This is a genomic window from Corynebacterium gottingense, assembly GCF_002285125.1.
Lineage (GTDB): Bacteria > Actinomycetota > Actinomycetes > Mycobacteriales > Mycobacteriaceae > Corynebacterium > Corynebacterium gottingense.
This window is the reverse complement of record NZ_NSGN01000001.1, coordinates 11883-24906: the sequence shown is the minus strand read 5'-3', so window position 1 is coordinate 24906 and position 13024 is coordinate 11883. Positions and strand designations below refer to the sequence as shown.

At 65.9% G+C, this 13024-nt stretch carries 14 protein-coding genes and 1 tRNA gene; 4 read left to right on the top strand and 11 right to left on the bottom strand.

The window, feature by feature from the left end:
* Positions 1–82: 82 nt before the first annotated feature.
* From CKJ82_RS00135 to CKJ82_RS00125, 3 genes are all read left to right on the top strand, one after another.
* Positions 83–1288: a bifunctional alpha/beta hydrolase/OsmC family protein gene (locus tag CKJ82_RS00135; RefSeq protein WP_095536558.1), complete on the top strand. Its 1206-nt coding sequence runs from the start codon at positions 83–85 to the stop codon at positions 1286–1288.
* Between the two features lie 40 nt (positions 1289–1328).
* Positions 1329–1694 carry a YchJ family protein gene (locus CKJ82_RS00130; protein ID WP_095276797.1) on the top strand — a complete coding sequence of 122 codons (366 nt, stop codon included), beginning with the start codon at positions 1329–1331 and terminating at the stop codon, positions 1692–1694.
* An 85-nt stretch (positions 1695–1779) separates the two neighbouring features.
* Positions 1780–1853, top strand: a tRNA-Pro gene (locus CKJ82_RS00125).
* A gap of 83 nt (positions 1854–1936) precedes the next feature.
* On the opposite strand, the gene CKJ82_RS00120 is transcribed toward CKJ82_RS00125, so the two are convergent.
* The 4 genes from CKJ82_RS00120 to CKJ82_RS00105 all read right to left on the bottom strand — a co-directional run bounded on the left by CKJ82_RS00120 (position 1937) and on the right by CKJ82_RS00105 (position 5162).
* Complete coding sequence (locus CKJ82_RS00120) at positions 1937–2524, bottom strand: DUF3558 family protein (RefSeq protein WP_095536557.1); 588 nt, start codon at positions 2522–2524, stop codon at positions 1937–1939.
* Positions 2525–3103 (bottom strand): DUF3558 domain-containing protein, encoded by a 579-nt coding sequence (locus CKJ82_RS00115; RefSeq protein ID WP_133063986.1) that lies wholly within the window; start codon positions 3101–3103, stop codon positions 2525–2527.
* Between the two features lie 121 nt (positions 3104–3224).
* On the bottom strand, positions 3225–4178 hold the full coding sequence (locus CKJ82_RS00110) for a diacylglycerol/lipid kinase family protein (RefSeq protein ID WP_095536555.1): 954 nt from the start codon (positions 4176–4178) through the stop codon (positions 3225–3227).
* A gap of 33 nt (positions 4179–4211) precedes the next feature.
* Positions 4212–5162 carry a CE1 family esterase gene (locus tag CKJ82_RS00105; RefSeq protein WP_095536554.1) on the bottom strand — a complete coding sequence of 317 codons (951 nt, stop codon included), beginning with the start codon at positions 5160–5162 and terminating at the stop codon, positions 4212–4214.
* Between the two features lie 40 nt (positions 5163–5202).
* Here CKJ82_RS00105 and CKJ82_RS00100 point away from each other — a divergent pair, with 40 nt between their 5' ends.
* Positions 5203–6003 (top strand): class I SAM-dependent methyltransferase, encoded by an 801-nt coding sequence (locus tag CKJ82_RS00100; RefSeq protein ID WP_095536553.1) that lies wholly within the window; start codon positions 5203–5205, stop codon positions 6001–6003.
* Positions 6004–6029: 26 nt separating this feature from the next.
* Here CKJ82_RS00100 and der read toward each other — a convergent pair whose 3' ends face one another.
* From der to CKJ82_RS00065, 7 genes are all read right to left on the bottom strand, one after another.
* A complete protein-coding gene (der, locus tag CKJ82_RS00095) occupies positions 6030–7625 on the bottom strand; it encodes a ribosome biogenesis GTPase Der (RefSeq protein ID WP_095536552.1) in 1596 nt (531 codons plus the stop codon).
* Positions 7622–8329, bottom strand: a complete 708-nt coding sequence (gene cmk / locus CKJ82_RS00090; RefSeq protein ID WP_095536551.1) for a (d)CMP kinase — start codon at positions 8327–8329, stop codon at positions 7622–7624. The genes der and cmk overlap by 4 nt, the downstream gene beginning before the upstream one ends.
* Positions 8329–9276, bottom strand: coding sequence for a pseudouridine synthase (locus CKJ82_RS00085; protein WP_095536110.1), 948 nt, complete (start codon positions 9274–9276; stop codon positions 8329–8331). Before CKJ82_RS00085 ends, cmk begins: the two co-directional genes overlap by 1 nt.
* Positions 9277–9366: 90 nt before the next feature.
* Positions 9367–9927, bottom strand: coding sequence for an SMC-Scp complex subunit ScpB (scpB, locus tag CKJ82_RS00080; RefSeq protein ID WP_165765347.1), 561 nt, complete (start codon positions 9925–9927; stop codon positions 9367–9369).
* A 65-nt stretch (positions 9928–9992) separates the two neighbouring features.
* The gene (locus CKJ82_RS00075) at positions 9993–10775 is read right to left on the bottom strand and encodes a segregation and condensation protein A (RefSeq protein ID WP_233125709.1); all 783 of its coding nucleotides are present in this window, start codon (positions 10773–10775) and stop codon (positions 9993–9995) included.
* A gap of 81 nt (positions 10776–10856) precedes the next feature.
* The gene (locus CKJ82_RS00070; RefSeq protein ID WP_095276720.1) at positions 10857–11738 is read right to left on the bottom strand and encodes a ParA family protein; all 882 of its coding nucleotides are present in this window, start codon (positions 11736–11738) and stop codon (positions 10857–10859) included.
* A gap of 110 nt (positions 11739–11848) precedes the next feature.
* Positions 11849–12976: a hypothetical protein gene (locus CKJ82_RS00065; RefSeq protein WP_133063984.1), complete on the bottom strand. Its 1128-nt coding sequence runs from the start codon at positions 12974–12976 to the stop codon at positions 11849–11851.
* Positions 12977–13024: the final 48 nt, after the last annotated feature.

Sequence of the window (13024 nt, the reverse complement as noted above, 5' to 3'; positions counted from 1 at the left end):
CTAGCTTATTTGTGCCTTAGATTGTATTGAAGCCAGTCTCGCAGCAGCGCGAATCAACCACACACAAGGGGAAGTCCGCGAAATGAAATCTCTCAACCTGAAAATTCCGTCCTCCACGGGCGTGGAGCTTGCCGCAACGATGGACCGCCCGGACGGCCCGGCGAAGGCGTACGCCATTTTCGCGCACTGCTTCGCGGGCTCGCGCCACACCCCCGGCGCATCGCGTATTTCCAAGCGCCTGACGGAGCACGGAATTGCCACCGTGCGCTTCGACTTCCCCGGCCTGGGGCAGTCCAAGGGCGAGTTCGCCGAGACCTCGTTTAACCAAAACGTTGATGACATCGTGGCCGTGGCGCAGTGGATGGAGGAGAACTACACCGCCCCGCAGCTGATTATGGGCCACTCGCTCGGCGGCGCGGCAACGCTCAAGGCCGCGACGCGCCCGGAGCTGAAGAAGATGCTCAAGATGGTGGCCACCGTCGGCGCGCCCTTCGATCCCGCCCACTCCGTGTTGCACTACGCCGACAAGATCGGCGAGGCGGATCGCAACGGCTCGGTGCACGTCACGCTGGGCGGCCGCGACCTGGTCATCTCGCGTCACTTCCTCGAGGACCTCGCGGAGACCAATCCGGAGGAGTACCTGGGCAAGATCCGTAAACCGCTGCTGCTGGTGCACTCGCCTATCGACGTCACCGTGGGCATCGACAACGCCCAGTCCATCTTCCAGCTCACCCGCTACCCCAAGTCGCTCATGGCACTGGACAAGGCCGATCACCTGCTCACGCGCCAGGGCACCGCGCAGCGCGCCGCCGACATCATCGGCTCGTGGGCCCAGCAGTACATCGTGCCGGAGTTCACCCCGGAGCCGACGGGCGATTCCAACGCGATCTCCTACTCCGCCCGAGGCACCAAGTACGGCGATGTGGTGCGCACTTCTAACCGCGAGATCACCACGGACCGCGCCAAGAACGCCGGCGGCAAGGGCCAGGGCGTCACGTCCACCGGCCTGTTCATGTCCTCGCTGGCGGCCTCGTGCTCGCAGGCCATCAGGAGCGCGGCCAAGGGCATGAAGCTTGACGACGTCCGCGTGGAAGTCACCCACGACGCCGACACCACCTTCACCCGCCACATCACGCTCTACGGCGACCTCACCGACGAGCAGGTCCAGACGCTGCGCGCCGCTGGCGCCGCGTCCACCGTCGACGGTTACATTGCCGCAGGCGACATCACGACCACGGTAGATACCGCCACCGTCGAGCAGCGCCGCGAGCGCGACAAGCAGCGCTAACGTGGCGGGCGTCAGGCGGCAACAGCCGCGCATCGCGGACATGCAACCGTGCCCCTGCGGCACCGGTAAGCCCTACGCGGCGTGCTGCGGCGCGCTCCACCGGGGCGCCAAGGCACCGACCGCCGAGGCGTTGATGCGCTCGCGCTACACCGCCTTCGTGGGCGGCCTCGCGGACTACCTCCACTCCACCTGGGCGAAGGCAACGCGCCCGGCGTTGTCGAAGCTTCCCTCCGAGGGCCTTGCGTTCAATCGCCTGCAGATTGTGCGCACCCAGGGCGGCTCACTCTTCGATTCCGAGGGCGTGGTCGAGTTTGCGGCCTACTCCCCCGCCGGCGTGCAGCGCGAGGTCTCGCGCTTCGTCCGCGAGGACGGCGCGTGGGTCTACCTGGACGGCGATGTGCAGTAGCAAGGTTTGCCCGCTGACCTGGCAATTTTCCGTTTCGAGTGACAGTGTTGTAATCTAGCCGAGTTACCGCGAATGCAGTAACGGACGGGCTGTGGCGCAGTTTGGTAGCGCACCACACTGGGGGTGTGGGGGTCGCAGGTTCAAATCCTGTCAGTCCGACAATTTTCTTTATGGGGGTTCGGGGGGTTCTGAATCCCCTCGCGGGAACAGTTTCCTTCCGCATGCCGCGGAAACAGCCACCGCTACGACGCCTGCTGCGTGGCGTCGTAAAGCTCCTCGAGCTCTTTCTGCGCCGCGCGGCACACTTCGTCCTCCCGGCCCTGGGCATTGTACTTCCAGCGACTTATCGAGAGCGCTCCCCGCTCGGTATCCACCTGCGCAGCGCAGCCGCCGTTTGCGCCTTCCGTCACCGTATAGAGCCCCGGCACCGTGGAATCTGGGTGTTCAATCTGGCTGCCATCCAGCGACTTGATTGTGTTCTCTCCTACCGCCGAGATCATGATTCGCCGAGTCTCTTGCGCGGACGGGTCGGCGGTGTTGCACGACATGACGACGCCCGGGTCGCCAAACTCGCTATCAAAGGCCTCGACGCCGGTAATCCCCGCGGCCGCGTATTCCTCTGCTGAGATACCCGTGCAGGGGTCGAAAAGGTTGCCTTCTACCTCATCTGAGTAGAACTCGCCGATTGCGAGGTCTCCGCTGGCAAAATGGAATACCGGCGGCGCGTCGGGTGCCGATTGTTCCTCTGTATCGCTACTGCACGCCGAGACGGCGAGGAATGCCGGCGCGATCATGAGGGCTGCGAGTACTCGACGATCGTTGGCGCTCATTTACTGCTCCTCCTCATCGGTGTTCACAGCCTTGTAGAGGTTTTCGATTGTCTCCCGCGCGACTTGGCAGCTATCAACATCTTCGCTCCCGAGTCCCTGGGCGGACATCTGCACTTTCAGTCCGCCCCGTTCCGTATCGACTTGTGCGATGCACACTCCAGACAAATCACTGGTGATGGTGTACAAACCGGGAACGACCGATTCTGGGTACTCCAGGTGGTTATCCGAACTTGTCTTGTATCCCGCTTCGCTCCTGCTCCCGCCGGAAATTACGAGGCGTTGTCCGACCTTGTCCTCGTAGAGACCGGTGTCGCACGAGTTGTACCCGGGCACTTGTTGATCGGCCGGCACCGGCCTCACATCCGGAATGCCAGCCGCCTCGTACTCCTCCGGGGAAATCTCCGTGCACGGGTCGAACAGATTGCCCTCGACAGAACTGCTGGAAAACTCCCCGATCGCCAACGTCCCGCTCTTAAACTGAAACTCCGGCACCGTCGGAACTTCCTCCGACGCGCCACACGCGCTCAGCGAGAGCCCGACGACAACCGCTCCCGCGTAACTACCAACCGATGCTCGCATAAGCATCCCCTTACTGCTGAGGCTGAACCAAGTTCGCACACAGTATCCCGTAGGAGAGGGAGCACCGCCACTTATGTCACACACCGTCCACGGGAGCGATCCGCGACACAACAGTAGGCGGCTACACGCACACCTTCAGCGCGCCCGCGTCGACGGAGATCTCCACCGCCGTCACCTCACCCACGGGGTCCCCGTCCACTTCGAAGATTTCCGGCTCTGCAAACGAGGCCCGCGCGTAGCTGCCCCGCGAATACAGCAGGTCCGCGAATTCCACCACCGCCGGATCAGGCTTCCGCCCGCGGAGTTTCGCCGCCTTGTTGACCACAAGGTTGACGCCGATTTTCGCCCACCCGACGGGACCGCGCGGCGCCATGCCGACGGCATCGATGACGCCGTCGTCCGGCCTGGCCTCAGGCAACAACGGCACCTGATTGATCAGCTCTCCGCAGTTACCAAAGATCAGCGTGTGCAACCGCTGCGAGTGAGTATGGTCCCCGTCCACCACGAAGGACGCCTTGATCCGGTTGCCGCCGCGCAGCGACTTCGCAATGCCGGAGACGTACGCCAGCGGACCGATCTTCTTCTTGAGCCCCTCGTCGGTGTACTCGATCATCTGCGCGTCCAGGCCGACGCCAGCCATCACCACGAAGCCGAGACGCTCGTTGGAGCCGTCGGGGCGTGAAAGTTTGGCGCGGCAGACGTCGATAAGCTTGTGCTCCCCACGAAACGCTCGCCGCACGGACTCCTCGAGGCCGAGGTCGAGGCGCAGGTTGCGCGCGAGCAAGTTGCCGGTGCCGGTCGGCACGATGCCCAGCGCGATGCCGGATCCCGCAAGCGACGTGGCGATCTCGCGCACCGTCCCGTCGCCGCCGGCCACCAGTACAAGCTCGACGTCCGGGTGGTGCGCCGCGGCCACCTCCGCCTCGCCGGAATCGTCCGGTGTGGTGCGCACCCACTCGATGTGCCAGCCGTCCGGCGCGTAGCGCTCGACCTGGGAGCGCAGCGTCGTCTCATCGATCTTGACCGGGTTGTACACCACAATGGCGGTCCTGGTCGCGTCGTCAGAGTTCTGCATCACAATGCCCAAGCATAGGGCACCTGGCGCACATTACGGGTCCGACACTGAGCCAAACGGCACGCCGAAAAACGCCAGCTGCGTTCGTGTGGCAAATCCTGCAGAGGTCGTCCGCGACGAATCCACCGTGCCGCCCTGCCAAATGTGCGGGCCGCCGTCCACACGGTAGTGCACCAACGGCGCGTCGCAGCCGTCCCACCGCAGCTCGGTCACGGTGTCTGAAAGCGGCTTTTCCACGTACTCCGCGTCGCAGTGGTTGCGCTCCGCCGCCTCCGCCAGCATTGCCTCGACGGACTCGTACGCCGTGTCGTGGCGCTGGCCGCCGAAGTAGCTCATCACGGAGTCGTTCGTGCCGTGAAAGTCCACGTGCTTAATCGGGATGGAGGAACACCCCTGCGAGACGCGCTGGTAGAACGCCGCCGACACCGACGCCACCGCAGTAAAATCCTGCGGGCGCTGGCAGCCCACGTAGGAGGCGAACCCGCCCCCGTTGGACAGCCCCGTGGCAAACACTCGCGCCTTGTCCACCGAGAATTCGCCTGTCACCTGCTCGCGCACGGCGTCCACGAACGCCAGGTCGTCCCCGCCGGTCGTCTTGGCGTACGGGGCGGGCGCCCACGCCCTGTCCACGCCATCCATGTACACAACGATGGCATCTGCCCCATCGAGCTGCGAGTACTTCCGCATCGACGCCGCGTCCTCCATGTACCCGTGGAACGCAAAGATCAGCGGGAGCCGCGAGCGCTCCCGCGCGCCCGCCGGCAGGCTCAAGAGGAAGCTCCGGTCTCGCTGGCCCACCCTAATGGTGCGCCGCTGCGTCTCCGGCTTGCTCCACGGCTGCACCTCCGCAACCTCGTCCCGCGGAATGGAGGGCGCGATCAGGTCAGCGTCGGCGGCGTCCAGCTGCTCGCCGCTCCCGCAACCAGCGCTGCTCAGCGCCAGGCCCGCCGCGACGAGCAGCGCCACGAGGCGCCGTGCTGCCATAGTTCCTCCATCAAGATTCGTATCGGTAGATTAGTCCATTATGAAGCCGAGTGGGAAGCAGCAGCCAGCGTTCCGCGACGCACAGCATCGCAGCAGCTCAGCCAGTGCGTTCAACAGCGGTGCAGTGCTTTACGACGCCGTCCGTCCCTCCTACCCGCCCTCAGTCCTAGCCCTCATCGCGGACTTTCCCCAGCGCGCCGGCGGCACCCGCATCGTGGACATCGGCGCCGGGACCGGCAAGCTCACCGAGCTCCTCGGCGCCGGGGCCGACTCCGAGTCCACGCGCCGGGTCCTCGCCTGCGACCCGTCCGCGGACATGGTCCGCCTCCTGCGGGACAAGCTCCCCAACGTCCCCACCTGGCGGGCGACGGCCGAAGCAACCGGGCTGGCCGACGGCGCTGTCGACGCCGTCACTTGCGCGCAAACCTGGCACTGGGTGGACACCGCGACGGCGAGCGCGGAGGCCGCGCGCATCACGAGCCCGGGCGGCAAGCTCCTGCTGTGCTGGAACACCCTTGCCGTCAACCACCCGTGGGTGCTGCGCTTAAGCCGCATCATGCACTCCGGCGACGTCCAGCGCGCCGGGTTCTACCCCGACGTAGCAACCCCGTGGACGCTGGAGGGCGAGGTGCGCGACACCTGGGCGCAGATTGTCACCACCGACGAGTGCTTCGAGCTCATGGCCTCGCGCTCGTACTGGCTGCGCGCCAACGAGAAGACGCGCGCGAAGATGGTGGCCAACCTGGACTGGTACCTGCATGACCGCCTCGGCTTCGAGCGCGGCCAGCGCATCCCCCTTCCCTACCGCGCGGACGCGTTTGTGTACGGGAAGGAGGGGTGAGCGGGGCGTCGATAAGCCAGCGGCCCCTACTTGCGGCGGCGAGGGTTGCGCTCGCGCACACGCACGGCGATGCGCACCGGCGTGCCGTGATAGCCGAACTGCTCGCGGAACTTGCGCTCCAGGTAGCGGCGGTAACCGGCGTCCAGGAAGCCGGTGGTAAACAGCACCAGTGTCGGCGGGCGGGTGGTCGCCATCGTGGCGAAGAGCAGCTTGGGCAGGCGGTTGTTCTTCATCGGCGGCGGGTTCGCCGCGATCGCCTCGCGCAGCCAGTTGTTCAGCTGGCCGGTGGAGACGCGCTTGTCCCAGTTCTCCAGTGCCTGCGCCATCGCCGGCTCGAGGCGGTGCAGGCCGCGACCCGTGTCTGCGGAGATGTTGAGCTTGGTCACCCACGGGAGGTGCCCCATCATCTCATCAAACTCGCGGTCAAAGTAGTAGCGGCGGTCCTCGTCCATGAGGTCCCACTTGTTAAAGCAGATGACCATGGCCTTGCCTGCCTCGAGCACCATCGAGATGACGCGCTGGTCCTGCTCGGAGATCTCCTCGGAGGCGTCGATGAGCACCACGCAGACCTCCGCCGCGTCGATCGTGCCGCGGGTGCGCAGGCTGGCGTAGTACTCGTGCCCCTGTGCGTTCTTCACCTTTTTGCGCAGGCCAGCGGTGTCGATGAACTTCCACAGGTGCTCGTCCAGCTGGATCATCTCATCCACCGGGTCCACCGTGGTGCCAGCGACGTTGTCCACCACCGAGCGGTGCGACTTGGACAGCTTGTTCAGCAGGCTGGATTTGCCCACGTTCGGGCGGCCCACCAGCGCGACTCGGCGTGGACCGTCCGTGATGGAGGATTTCGCGCGCGGCTCGTCCGGGAAGAGGCGCAGAATCTCGTCCAACACGTCGGCGCCTCCGCGGCCGTGCAGCGCGGAGACGGGCCACAGGTCGCCCAGGCCGAGCCCGTAGAACTCGGCGGCGTCGCCCCACTGGGATTCGGATTCAAACTTGTTCGCCACCAGGATCACCGGGACCGGAGAGCGCTGCAGGTTGCGCGCCATCACGGAATCCGTCTCCGTGATGGCGGTCTGCGCGTCCACCACCATGACGATCACATCGGCCGTTTCCATCGCGGCCTCCGCCTGGCGGGCGATCGCGCCGTGGATGCCGCGGGCGTTCGGGTCCCAGCCGCCGGTGTCTTGCACCCAGAAGCGGCGCCCGCCCCAGTCGGCCAAGTAGCTCACGCGGTCACGAGTCACACCCGGGTGGTCCTCCACCACGGCCTCGCGGCGGCCGAGGAAGCGGTTGACCAGGCTGGACTTGCCCACGTTCGGACGGCCGACGATGGCCACGGTGGGCAGGTTCTCCTCCACCACGTTCGGGCGCATGATGCCGAAGGCCTCTTCGACCTCGGCCCAGTCCTCGTCGGTGTAGTCGTCCGTGTTTTCAGGGCCCTCGCTGTCCTCGCCGTAATCGGGGGCTGCGAAATCGGCGTCGTCGAAATCATTGACGTCAAAGTCGGCGTCGTAGAACTCCGCGTCGTCGGCACCTACCTCGGCGGGGTCCAGGTCCTCGTAGCCGGACGCGTCGATGCCAGGCTGAATGAACTGGGTTTCCGGTTCCTCGCGGTGTGTCATTTCGCGCTCCTTTCAATCAGCCCGGTCAGGGCGTCAAGCACCTGCTCGGGGGTCATCTCGGAGGTGTCGATGACCTCCGCGTCCTCCGCTGGCTTCAGTGGGCTGGTCGCACGGGACGAGTCGAGCTCGTCGCGGCGCTGCACGTCCGCGAGCACGGTGTCAAAGTCGGCGTTGCGTCCCGCGGCGATGTCCTGGTCGTAGCGGCGCTGCGCTCGCACCTGGGCCGAGGCGGTCATGAAGGCCTTCGCGGGGGCGTCGGCAAGCACCACCGTCCCGATGTCGCGCCCCTCCACGATGGCGCGGTGGGCCTCGCGGGCCAGCTTGCGCTGCAGCTCGACCAAGTTCACGCGGACTTGTGGAATGGCGGAGACGGCGGAGACGTTGCGGGTGACCTCCGGGCCGCGGATCTCGCCCGAGACGTCCTCGCCGCCGAGGAGCACCTGCTTGGAATCTGGGTCGTCGGAGACTTCGAGCGGCAGATCGGCGGTCGCCGCCACCACCGCGTCGGTGTCGGCCGGGTCGACTCCGGCGCGGAGCACCGCAAGCGTGGCCACGCGGTACATCGCGCCCGTATCCACGTACTTCGCGCCCAGCGACTTCGCCAGCGCGCGGCAGGTGGTGGACTTGCCGGTCCCGGAAGGGCCGTCGACGGCGAGAATGAGCCCGCCGTCCGGCATGTTCGAAAGCTGCGTTGCGTCAGCCATTACATATCCACCACCTTGTACAGGGAGGCCAGCTCGGCAGAGTTCAGCACGCGCATGGAACCGGGCTTCATGTCTCCCAGCTGAACGGTGTGCACCTTGGTGCGCACCAGGCGCTGCACCGGGAAGCCGCACTCCTTGAGCATGCGGCGCACGATGTGCTTGCGGCCCTCGTGCAGCTCCACGCGGACGATGGACTGGCCGTTGTGCACGTCGACGATCTGCGCGTAGTCTACGGTCACGGTGCCGTCGTCAAGCACGACGCCCTCCTTCAGCTTCTTCACCAGGTCGCCCTTGGCCTCGCCCAGCACCGTTGCCAAGTAGGTCTTGGTCACCTTGTACTTCGGGTGCGTGAGGCGGTTGGCCAGCTCGCCGTCGTTGGTCAACAGGAGGAGCCCCTCGGTGTCGGCGTCGAGGCGGCCCACGTGGAACAGGCGCTGCCCGGCCGCGGTGCGCTCGGACAGGTAGGAGCCGACGGAGATGCGGTCCATCTCGTCGCGCATCGTGGTGTGCACCCCGCGCGGCTTATTAAACGCGACGTACTCCAACTCCTCGTTGACGTTGATGCGGGTGCCGTCGACGCGGATGATGTCCACATTGGGGTTCACGCGCGTGCCCTGGACGGTGATGATCTTGCCGTTGACCTCCACGCGGCCTTGGTCAATCATCACCTCCGCGTGGCGGCGCGACGCCACGCCGGCCTGCGCGAGCACTTTTTGCAGGCGAATGCCTTCGGACTTCTGCTTCCGGGCCTTCTTGGCACCCGTGGCACCCTTGTCATCGTCGTCCCACCAGTTATCTTCCAGCGGGTGGGGCTCGTTCTTGCGGGCGTTCTCGCGCCGCTTGTCCAGTCGGACGTGCTGCTTCTTCGCCGGCTTTGCGTACGAAGGGTAGAACGTTTCGTCCTTCCCCTTGTCCGGTGTGCCGTCTCGGCGAGCGGGAGGAGTCATGCTGAATCCTTTGCAAACGTATTGGGGTTGTGCGGGCCACCGAAAACGGTGCGCCCAAGTTCGTGGCAGAGTCTACCAGGACTTGGTGTTCTACCACGCATCCTCGATCGCGTCTACCTCTGGCAACAGCGGCGCCAGGTCCGGCAGGCGCGACAGCGAGTCGATTCCCAGCAGCTCCAGGAACAGTTCCGTGGTGACGTAGCGGTGCGCGCCAGTGGCGTCATCGGGGTCGACCTCCGCAATCAACCCGCGCAGCGTCAGCGTGCGCATCACCCCGTCCACGTTGACACCGCGCACGCCAGCGACCTGCGCGCGGGTCACCGGCTGGCGGTACGCCACCACTGCGAGCGTCTCGAGTGCGGCGCGACTCAGCTTCGTTTGCGTACCGTCGAGCACGAACGCCTCGACCGCATCGGCGTTGTGCGGCCGCGTGTAGAGCCGCCACCCCTCCTGCGTTTCGCGCAGCTCGATCCCGCTGCCCCGCGCGTCAAGCTCGCCGGCCCACTCGCGCAGGACCGCGTCCACGTCTTCCCGCGTCGCGTCCAGCACCCCCGCCAGGTCTTCTGCCTCGACGGGATTGTCCACCACAAGCAGGATCGATTCCACGCGCGAGCGCAGCTGTGAGACCATCGGCATGTCCATGTCGCACATTGTAAGGGGCCGAGTGCTTATCGACGCCTCCCCGCCCCCACCAATCGCGCACTACCTAGCACCGACTAGCTCCAGTTGCTTGCCGCGACCACCGCGGGGTCCACGTCGAGCCCGGTCCACGACACCTCCAGCGGCCCCAGCGCCTCCTCCTGCTTCGTCTCCACGGCGCGCGCCTTGTACAGCTCGAGCAGCGCGAGGAACCGGCCGACGATCTCCATGGACAGCGCGCAATCCTTGGTCAGCGACGCGAAAGAAAGCCACTGCGTCGCCCCGACCAGCTTCAGCGTTTCCAGAATCCGCCCGGCCTGCTCCGGCACGGAGACCTGCACGGCGTGCAGGTGGTCAACGCCGACCTCCTCGGGTGGCTTCGGCCGGAAGACGCTGGCGGCAAGCTCCGCAAAACTGGCCGGGGTATGTCCCAGGCGCACGGGCGGCAGCAGGTCCACGAACTGTGGCTCCATCGACACCGCGCGCGGGTACCTGCGCCTGGCATGCTTCTGCCACTGCGCAAACTGGTCGGCCACTTGCTGGTACGCCCGGTACTGCAGCAGGCGGGCGAAGAGGAGGTCGCGCGACTCCAGCAGTTCGAGGTCTTCGATCTCGTCGGCGTCGCCACGCGGCACCAGGCGCGCCGCTTTGAGGTCCAGGAGCGTGGCCGCGACGAGGATGAACTCCGTGATCTCGTCCAGGTCAGCGGTCTCCCCAAGCGCCCGCGTGTACGCGATGAACTCATCAGTCACCTCTGCAAGCGCCACCTCGGTGACGTCCAGCTTCTTCGAGCTAATCAGGTTGAGCAGCAGGTCGAAGGGGCCCTCAAAGTTGTTGAGCACGAGGCGGAACCCGGTGATCTCGGGCTGCTCGCCCGCCTGCCCACGCCCTTGCGCTCCGTCGCGCCCCTCTGCCCCGGTGTGCGGGTCGCTCACGCCGACCTACGAGGTCCTGGTTTCGGTGCGCTCCAACAGCTCTTTGGCCAGGTTGCGGTACTGCTCCGCCCCCTGTGAGCGCGGCGCCCACGTGATGATCGGCTCACCGGCGACCGAGGTCTCCGGGAACCGGACGGTCCGCGTAATCACGGTGTCAAAGACGCGGTCACCGAAGACCTCCACGACGCGATCCATCACCTCACGGGCGTGCGTCGTGCGCCGGTCAAACATGGTGACCAGGATGCCCACGATGTCCAGGTCGAAGTTGATGCGGTCGCGCACCTTCTCCACCGTGTCCGTCAGCAGGGCCAGTCCGCGCAGCGAGAAGTACTCGCATTCCATCGGAATGATGACCCCCTGCGAGCAGGCCAGGGCGTTGACCGTGAGCAGGCCAAGGGAGGGGCCGCAGTCAATGATGATGATGTCGTACTCGTTGCGCACCGGGCGCAGCGCCCGCGCGAGCGTGTGCTCGCGCCCCACCTCATTGACCAGCTGGATTTCTGCGGCCGAGAGGTCGATGTTTGCCGGCACGAGATCGAGCCCGCTGACGTTGGAATGGCGAATGGCGCCGTGGATGCTCGTGGTGTTGTCAAAGAGCAGGTCGTAGACGGTGACCTGCTCCTCATCGTGCGACACCCCGAGCCCTGCGGACAGAGCGCCCTGCGGGTCCAGGTCCACCAGCAGCACCTTGCGCCCCTGTTCCGCCAGGCACGCACCCAGGTTGATGGTGGAGGTCGTCTTGCCCACGCCACCCTTCTGGTTGACCATGGACAGCACTGTGGCCGGGCCGTGCTTATCCAGCGGAGCCGGGTCCGCAAACTCGCGGAACGGACGCCCCGTGAGGAAGGTCTTCTCCTCGGAAGCGTCGAACAGTGCGTCGTCTGCCATTGTCGGTCCTCTCCGTGCCTTTCCGTCGCCTGGCACCGTCTCTGCGCCAATCGAGCCCGTCACGCCGTAACGCTTGACGCGCCCATCTTACAACACTGTTGTTTCGCCGTTTAGGCCCGCGCGCGCCGCCGTACAAAGAAGACAATGATCAACGCAATCGCCGCCAGCAGCGCAACCCCGCCGATAATCAGCGGAACAATCGAGCCGCCACCGTTCGAGTCAGTGTTGGGGCCTTGATCGCTTGCCGACGCCTCCCCATACGGATTCTCCGCGTCCCCGCTCGCCTCTTCCGTGGGCGCATTGGTCGCGGTGATCACGGCGACGAACTCGGCCTTGCCGTCCCGCACTACCTCCATAATGAACGGGTTGTCCGGTGTCTCGCCTTCCGGATACGTCAGGGTCAGCGTGCGCTTCGCCACGTCGACGTCGCGCTTGACCCCCTTGATCACCTGGCCGTTGACGTCCAGGTAGCGCAGCGTTGCGCCCTCGGTATCGGTCTTAGTGTACTTCATCAGGTCCGCAGCGCGCGACAACGGCACCTTCACCACGAGCGTGTTGCCGTCAATCTCGCCGTCGAACTCGAAGCGCTTGGCGCCCGAAGTGTCCACCTCCTCCGCCTTCGTGCGGTCCGGGTGGGACACGCTGCCGGCCGCGCCGCCGGACTTGCCACTACCGCTGCCGCTGCTGCTGTGCTCGCTACCGGCGCTGCCCACTGAATCCCCTGAGTCCTCTGGATCCCTAGCATCACCAGCATCCCCAGCGCTTTCAGGGTCCCCATCCTCGCGGGACCCGCTGGCCCCGCCAGACTCGCGCGCACCGCTGCCGCCTTCGCTGCCGGAAGCATCATCGCCGGCGCTGGCTGCGCCGCCTGCCGACGACGCGTCGTCGGCAATTGCTTCCTCGTCATCGCCCACGGCGACCAGATTGACGGTCGCGTTCATCCCTCCAGAGCTGGCGGGCACGCTCGCAGTGGCGCCAGGGTCATCGGGTGCGGTGACCGAGACCTGAGTGCCGTTGGAAGTGACGGTCCATCCGCCGCCGGAGTAATTCGCATCCACGGGCACGCCGAGGTCCACGGTGGTGGTCTCGCCGGCGCGGACAGTGACCTCGGACGGGATCATCGATTGCACCTCCGCAGGGTCGATGCCCTCGGGAAGCTGCGCTGACGCGAGCGGCGCACCAACGGCGCAGAGCGTGGCGACGCCACACGCGGCAAATGTACGGCGAGCTAGATTCACGGGTCGTGGACCTCCTTGAGTATCGTGCAAAACGCTCAATCTACACGG